The 5260-nt window shown below is 72.0% G+C and carries 4 protein-coding genes and 1 pseudogene; 2 read left to right on the top strand and 3 right to left on the bottom strand.

Annotated elements, in window-relative coordinates; genetic code table 11:
• The coding region (locus tag CA984_RS42410; RefSeq protein ID WP_086578948.1) for a sensor histidine kinase at nucleotides 1–1964 on the bottom strand (1964 nt) is incomplete at its 3' end.
• A gap of 156 nt (nucleotides 1965–2120) precedes the next feature.
• Here CA984_RS42410 and CA984_RS42405 point away from each other — a divergent pair.
• Complete coding sequence (locus CA984_RS42405; RefSeq protein WP_086578950.1) at nucleotides 2121–2942, top strand: SDR family NAD(P)-dependent oxidoreductase; 822 nt, start codon at nucleotides 2121–2123, stop codon at nucleotides 2940–2942.
• Between the two features lie 103 nt (nucleotides 2943–3045).
• Here CA984_RS42405 and CA984_RS42400 read toward each other — a convergent pair whose 3' ends face one another.
• Nucleotides 3046–3777 (bottom strand): sulfite exporter TauE/SafE family protein, encoded by a 732-nt coding sequence (locus tag CA984_RS42400; protein WP_207621254.1) that lies wholly within the window; start codon nucleotides 3775–3777, stop codon nucleotides 3046–3048.
• 200 nt (nucleotides 3778–3977) lie between these two features.
• Here CA984_RS42400 and CA984_RS42395 point away from each other — a divergent pair, with 200 nt between their 5' ends.
• Nucleotides 3978–4934 carry a phosphotransferase family protein gene (locus CA984_RS42395; protein ID WP_086578947.1) on the top strand — a complete coding sequence of 319 codons (957 nt, stop codon included), beginning with the start codon at nucleotides 3978–3980 and terminating at the stop codon, nucleotides 4932–4934.
• 34 nt (nucleotides 4935–4968) lie between these two features.
• Here CA984_RS42395 and CA984_RS42390 read toward each other — a convergent pair.
• A pseudogene (locus CA984_RS42390) lies at nucleotides 4969–5260 on the bottom strand (NAD(P)-binding protein); the annotation flags it as partial.

The following is a 5260-nucleotide window of genomic DNA, read 5'->3' as shown; positions in this document are numbered from 1 at the left end:
CGGCGGGGCAGGCCCGATTCGGCGCGATCGGGTTCGGGACGGGCGGGGTTCAGCGCGGCGGGCGCGGCGGGCTGGAAGAACTCCGCGGGCCGTTCGGTGAGCCGCTCGGCGGTGAGGGTGAGCGGCGAGGCGGTCTCGGCGAGCACCGTGCGGGGGAGGAGCACGATGGCCGTGGTGCCGCCGAACGGCGAGCCGCGCAGGAGGACCTGGATGCCGTGCCGGGCGGCGAGCTGGCCCACCACGAACAGGCCCAGCCGGTCGCTGTCGGCCAGGTCGAACTCCGGCGGGCTGGCCAGCCGCTCGTTGATCGCCGCGTACTCCATGGCGCTCAGGCCCAGGCCCCGGTCCTCCACCTCGATGGCGAATCCGTTGGCCACGACGTCACCGCGCACGGTCACCGTGGTCTGCGGCGGCGAGTAGATCGTGGCGTTCTCGATGAGCTCGGCGATCAGGTGGGTGATGTCGGCGACGGCCGTCCCGTCGAGCGAGGCGTCCGGCATCGGCGGCACGTTGACCCGGGTGTAGTCCTCCACCTCGGCGATCGCGGCTCTGACGATGTCGACGACGGCCACCGGATTACGCCAGGCCCGGCCGGGCGCGGCGCCGGACAGGATGATCAGACCCTCCGCGTGCCGCCGCATGCGGGTGGTCAGGTGGTCCAGCCGGAACAGGTCCTCAAGGCTGTCGGGGTCGGTCGCCCGGCGCTGCATGCTGTCCAGCAGGGTGAGCTGGCGGTGGAGCAGGCTCTGCTTGCGCCGGGCCAGGTTCACGAAGACCTGGCTGACGCCGCGGCGCAGGTTGGCCTGCCCGACGGCGGCCTCGACGGCGGTGTGCTGCACGGAGCCGAACGCGTGGGCCACGTCGCGGATCTCGATCGAGCCGCCCGCGACGATCGGCGGGGCCTCGGCCTGCACGTCCACCTCCTCGCCGCGCCGCAGCCGCTCCACGACGCGCGGGAGCCGTACGTCCGCCAGGTCCAGCGCCGCCGAGCGGAGTCCGGCCAGCTCGGCGGCCAGGCGGCGGCCGAAGCGGACCGAGATGATGATCGAGGCGATCACCGCGATCAGGCCGATCCCGCCGGCGACCGCGATCCGGGCCATGATGCCGGTGGCCACCGACTGGGTCCGGTCGGCCAGCATGTTGGAGGAGGCGAGGTTGAGCTGGTCGAGCCAGGTCGCGATCCCGTCCGTGGTCGCCTTCCAGTTGCGCGCCTCGGCGGGAAGGACGTCCCCCGTGGCCTCGGCGACGACCTTCTCCAGCGCGACGAACTTCTCGAAGGCCGTGGAGTCGAAGGTGTCCCGGTAGGGGCCGCCCAGCTCGGAGTCCAGGGCGGACAGCCCGCGCGTGTGCAGGAAGCGCCGGGTGGAGGCGTACTCGCCGAAGGCGGTGCGCTCCTCCGGGGTCATCCGGTAGTCGATCAGGGCCCCGCTGATCAGGGCGTTCTCCCGGGCGATCATCTCGCGGGCGTTTCCCATCGACTTCATGGCCGAGGCCTGCTGGAAGATCGCCAGGTCGGGGACCGCGGCGAGCTGGTCGTAGAGCAGGAAGACCGAGTCCAGGATCCGGTTGTAGTTCGACAGCACCTCAAGCCGGGTGTTCTGGCCGCTGTCGATGCCGGCGCGGACGGCCGGGAGCCGGTCGAGCTGGTGGAGCAGCGACTCCAGCGAGGAGCGCAGCTCCGGACCGTGGGAGTCGTCGGCGAGGGCGGCGTCGCGGAACTTGTCGACCGATCGGTCGGTGCGGCCGCGCTGCTGGCCGATCCCGCTGGTGAGAACCCGGGAGGTGATCGCCACCGAGGACTGCGCCCGCTCGGCCTGGAGCTGCAGCCCCAGATCGGTGGAGGTGACGCCGATGGTCTGGTAGACGCTGTTCGCCTGGAGCAGGGCGGCCCCGTCACCGACGGTCAGGTTGAGGACGAAACCCCACAGCGCGCTCAGGGAGAGCAGGGGTAAGAGCAGCAGCAAGAAGATCTTTAACCGAATTGACCGGTTTCCAGAGCCCATGCCCACTCGTCCCAACTTCTGAGTGTGTGGAGGCTCGCGCTGCTTGGGATTGATACGCCTCCGGAAGATCGCACAGGAGACTAGCACCGATAAGGTTTTTGCGCAGTGGAGGATCTGATGATTAGTGTGATTACCGGGGCTAGTGCCGGAATCGGCGCGGCCGCCGCCGTGGAGCTCGCCAGGCGTGGGCAGCAGGTTGTCCTGGTCGGCCGCGACCCCGCCAAGACAGCCCGGGCGGCCGACCGGGTGAAGGCCGTGTCGGGAACGCTCCCGGATACGTTCACCTGCGACTACACCTCGCTCGAAGACGTGCGCCGGCTCGGCGCGGAGCTGCTCTCCCGATACGGCCGGATCGACGTTCTGATCAACAACGCGGGTGTCATGACCACCGAACGGACGCTCACGCGCGACGGTCACGAGACGATGATCCAGGTGAACCACCTGGCGCCCTTTCTCCTGACCAGCCTGCTGCTGGAACGGGTGACCGGCCGGGTGATCACCACCTCGTCCCGCGCGGGCAAGACCGGGCGCCTGGATCCGGCCGACCTGAACCGGGACCGGCGGCGGTGGAGCGGCTGGCTGCAGTACGGCGACTCCAAGCAGGCCAACGCGCTGTTCACGGTGGAACTGGCCCGGCGGCTCTCCGGGACGGGCGTGACCGCCACCTGCTTCCACCCGGGCGTGATCAAGACGGAGTTCGCCGCCAGGACGTTCATGATGTGGATGGTGAAGAACATCCCCGGCATGGGCCAGACCGCCGAGCAGGGCGCGAGCACCATGGTCCACCTCGCCACCCACCCGGACGGCGCCGCCCATCCGGGCCGCTACTTCGCCGCGAGCGCCCCCGCGGCCGTCCCCAGGGGGATGACCGACCCGGCGCTGGCCCGGTCCCTCTGGAACGCCAGCGCCGCGGCCGTCGGCGTCCCCGCCGGGGCGTAGCGCCGCTCACACCATGAGCCGAGGCGGCGCCGGCGGATCGGGGCGGCCCCGGCCGGGAAGGTCGCAGCGGGTCACCGGAGTGCCGGCCGGCGGGGCAGGGGGTTCACAGGCCCGCCAGCCCCTTGCCCGCCGTGGCGAGCCCGCCGGCCAACGCGAGCAGCAGCACTATCCGCCGGGCACGACTCTCCGGCACGCGTCCCGCGAGCGCCGTACCGGTGACGACGCCCGCGGCGATCCCGGCCCCGGCCAGCAGCCACGCGGGGGTTGTGAGCTGGGGCAGTCCCTTGGCCGTGAGGGAGAGCGCGTTGACCACGACCCCGTAGAACTGCGCGTTCGGCACGAACTCCCGTACCGTCCACCCCGCGTTCACCGCGTACAAAGACACCGCGGGGCCACCCACTCCGGCCGAGGAGTTCATGAACCCGCTCGCGGCACCGGCGGCCAGCGCGCCCTTGGCGCCGCGCAGAGCGGGCATCCGGACGCCACGCATCACCAGCAGCACGACCGCGCTCACCAACGTCCCCATGCCGATCAGGAGCACGGGCGCCGGCAGGCGTGCGGCCACCAGGGCTCCGACCGGCACGGTGCACCCGGCCGCGATGACCAGCGGCAGCATCGCGACCAGGCGGACCTGCCGCCACTCGGTGGCGAGTCCGATCGCGCTGATGGCGCCGGCCGCGCAGTTCGAGAGCGCCACGCCCTCGGCCGGGCCGAGAAGCACCACCAGAGCAGGCACGGCCACAAGCGCGAAGCCGACACCCGCCAGCCGCTGTACGGACGCGCCCACCAAGATGACGCCACCCAGCAGGAGATCGGCGGCCCAGTCACTCGTCACCGGCGGCTCCCTGCGGACGACCTCGTGAATCGATCCCCAGCCTCATGCATGGGACAGGCGTCCTCAACGGCTTTTCGGCCTCTGGAGACGGCGGGGCACCCGGGGACCGGGGAGTCGCCGGCCACACCCGTCCCCGCACGCGCTGACATCCGCCGTGTCCACGGGTGTACGGAGCATGGTCTCTGCGAAAAGATGGCGCGATGAACGCTCCCGCGACCGGAATACGCCTGCCCTGGCACGTCGTGCCCGAGCAGATCCGCCAGGCTGTCGAGACCCGGCTGGGGGGACACGTCGCCGACGCGGTGACACAGACCGGAGGGTTCTCACCGGGCGCCGCCGTACGGCTCACGCTGGCCGACGGGCGGCGTGCGTTCGCCAAAGCCGTCGGTCCCGAGCCGAACCCGTTCAGCGCCGACATCTACCGGGCCGAGGCCCGCATCGCCGCCGCGCTTCCCGCCGGGGTGCCGGCCCCGAGGCTGCTGGCCTCGTTCGACTCCGGAGGCTGGGTCGCGCTGCTGTTCGAGGACGTGGAGGGGCACCCGCCCGCCGACCCGTGGCGGGCCGACGAACTGGAGCGAGTACTGGACGCTCTGGGCCGGCTGGCCGTCGCGCTGAGCCCGTCCCCGATCCTCGTGCCGTCCGCGGAGCAACAGTTCGATGAGCAGTTCCGGGGGTGGCGGCGCCTGGTGGCAGCCCGTGAGACGGGTGCGGACGACCTGGCCGGGCTCGACCCGTGGGCGGTGCGTCACCTGGACGCGCTGGCGGATCTGGAGTCGCGGTGGCCGGCGGCGATCAAGGGGGACAGCCTGGTCCACGGTGACATCCGGGCGGACAACCTGCTGCTCACCGCCGACGAGGTGATGGTCGTCGACTGGCCGTGGGCGTTCGTCGGAGCCGCCTGGTTCGACGTGCTGCAGATGCTGCCCAGCGTGCGGATGCAGGGCGGCCCGCCGTCCGAGGAGCTTTTCGTCGCCCACCCGGTCGGACGGGGCGCCGACCCGGTGGCGGTGACCACCGTGCTGGCCGCGCTCACCGGGTATTTCGTCCAGGCGTCCCGCCAGCCCGATCCGCCGGGTCTGCCCACCCTGCGTGCCTTTCAGGGAGCCCAGGGCGGAGCCGCCCTGGAGTGGCTGCGCGTCCGTACGGGTTGGGCCTGAGGCATGCCGTGATCGCTCCTTTCCCGCGGCCCGCTCACGCCTGGAGTTCCCCGACCGCGCGGTAGGCGGCGGTGATCGCCGCGTCGGCGTAGGCGGCCGGTACCGAGTCGGAGTTGGCGATCGCGATCCGGCCGGCCCGCCGGCGGGCCACGGCCGCGGGGAACGGCCCCTCGGGGTAGAAGTCGAGGTTCCACGGGGTGGCGTACTCGGGCGCGTAGCCGTGGCCCCACCGGTTGACCGTGATCGCCTGGATGTCGCGGGCCGGGTCGAATCCGCTCGGGCCGAGCAGCCGGGTGAGCTGGTCGCGGATGCTGTACTCCAGGTAG

Origin of the sequence: Streptosporangium minutum (assembly GCF_002149035.1) — a bacterium.
GTDB lineage: Bacteria > Actinomycetota > Actinomycetes > Streptosporangiales > Streptosporangiaceae > Streptosporangium > Streptosporangium minutum.
The sequence above is the reverse complement of the archived record's forward strand: the minus strand, read 5'-3'. Positions and strand labels throughout refer to the sequence as shown.

What these genes read in the sequence shown, in the direction of transcription:
- CA984_RS42395 (WP_086578947.1), top strand. Translation starts at nt 3,978, where the DNA reads ATGAACGCTCCCGCGACCGGAATACGCCTGCCCTGGCACGTCGTGCCC.
- CA984_RS42405 (WP_086578950.1), top strand. Translation starts at nt 2,121, where the DNA reads ATGATTAGTGTGATTACCGGGGCTAGTGCCGGAATCGGCGCGGCCGCC.